This is a genomic window from Bradyrhizobium sp. Unk1 (assembly GCF_059512345.1).
This window is the reverse complement of record NZ_JCAMOP010000159.1, coordinates 1-1772: the sequence shown is the minus strand read 5'-3', so window position 1 is coordinate 1772 and position 1772 is coordinate 1. Positions and strand designations below refer to the sequence as shown.

Annotated in this window: 1 protein-coding gene and 1 pseudogene; one reads left to right on the top strand and one right to left on the bottom strand. The window is 57.8% G+C overall.

From position 1 onward, the window contains the following. Positions 1-330, bottom strand: a pseudogene (locus AC5ZFO_RS47850) (IS3 family transposase); the annotation flags it as partial. 62 nt (positions 331-392) lie between these two features. Between AC5ZFO_RS47850 and AC5ZFO_RS47845 the strand changes: the two are divergent. After that, complete coding sequence (locus tag AC5ZFO_RS47845) at positions 393-1445, top strand: IS110 family RNA-guided transposase (protein ID WP_496124246.1); 1053 nt, start codon at positions 393-395, stop codon at positions 1443-1445. Positions 1446-1772: the final 327 nt, after the last annotated feature.

The window sequence follows — 1772 nt, the reverse complement described above, 5'->3', positions numbered from 1 at the left end:
CATCGGAACCCGTGTTCCGAGAGCTCTTTTGCGTCCACCTCGCCGGCGAACCTGCAGCCGCTCCTCGGCATACAGCCGCCTCAGCTTCTTGTGGTTGATAAGCACGCCTTCACTGCGGATCATGAGAAGCAGACGGCGATAGCCAAAGCGCCGGCGCACCGACGCCAACTCGCGCAGCCGGACGCGAATGGTCGCGTCGTCAGGCCGAAGGCTGAGATAACGCACCGAGGACCGATCAGCCCCAATCACTTCACACGCCCGCCGCTGACTGACCTCAAAACTCGAACAAAGGTGAGCCACAGCCTGCCGCCTTGCAACGGGCGTCACCATTAATGGGATGACCCGCCCCATCCTCTCGGTCAGACTGAGTTAGCTTTTAAAAGGAGGAAGCAATGAGGACACGGAACAAACCCAGGCCGGCAACGGTGTTTGGGATCGATATTGGCAAGAACCTTTTCCACTTCGTTGGGCTCGACGCCGCCGGAATGCCGATCCAGAAGGCGACGTTTCGGCGAGATACACTCTTGCAGTTCTTCGAACGCGCCGGGCCGGCTCTGGTGGGGATGGAAGCCTGCTCCGGCTCGCAATGGTTGGCACGCAAGATCGCCGCGATGGGGCATACCGTCCGCATTATTCCGGCTCAATTCGTCAAGCCTTATGTAAAGTCCAACAAAAGTGACATCATCGATGCCGCAGCGATCGCGGAAGCAGTGACGCGACCAACAATGCGCTTCGTCGAGATACGGTCGCCTGAACACATTGACCTACAAGCGCTGCATCGTGTTCGCGATAGGATGATTTCGCAACGGACGTGTCTCATAAATCAGATGCGCGCTTTTTGCCTGGAATATGGGATCGCTATTCACCAGGGCGCCGGCAAGTTCAAGGCAGATCTGCCGAGGGTTTTGGCAGATGAATCGAATGATCTAACGTCGGCCATGCGTCGCATTCTGGCGTCTACATTCGACGAGCTACGGCAGCTGGAGCTGCGGATTGCTGAAGTCAACCGCGAGATTGAGGCGGTTGCCTCTCAAAGCGATACCGCACGTCGATTAATGACTATCCCGGGCATTGGTCCACTCGCGGCGACCGCGCTTTTGGCAGCAGCTGGATCTGCCCGACAGTTCAAAAAGGCCCGCGATATGGCCGCTTGGCTGGGTCTTGTTCCCAGAGAATACTCTACGGGAGGCAAAACGAAGCTGCTGGGGATAAGCAAGCGCGGCAACCGATATCTGCGCCGGATGATCATCCATGGCGCCCGCTCCTGCGTGACACATCTTGATCGCTCGCGATATCACCTTGGCGCCTGGCTTGATGGACTTCAGGCACGCATGCACACCAACAAGGTCACCGTCGCCTTGGCGGCAAAGATTGCGCGGATCGCATGGGTAGTGATGACTAAACCCGGCGCAAGCTACGAACGGCGGGATCCGGCCTTTAGCTGATCCCGTTTGTTCCAGACTGCGAGGTTCGTGAAAGTGATGACGAGACAGTCGATCGGCGCGCCGTAAGCCCTGTGCAAAAAAGCGGGTTTTGAGCCCGGACCATTTATCTGGGAACGGCACGCGCGGATCTCATCATGGCCTGGCCGCAACAGCGGCCCACTTGCAAGAGGCCGGATACATTTGTGCAGACTGCATCGTCCTGCTCGAAACGACCCTTGCACGGGCGGGGCGGGTCATACATTTTTTGAATTGAGGTCCTTTAGCATGGCGTTGTCGAGCATCGCCTCGGCCAACAGCTTCTTCAGCTTCGCATTCTCGTCGGCAAGG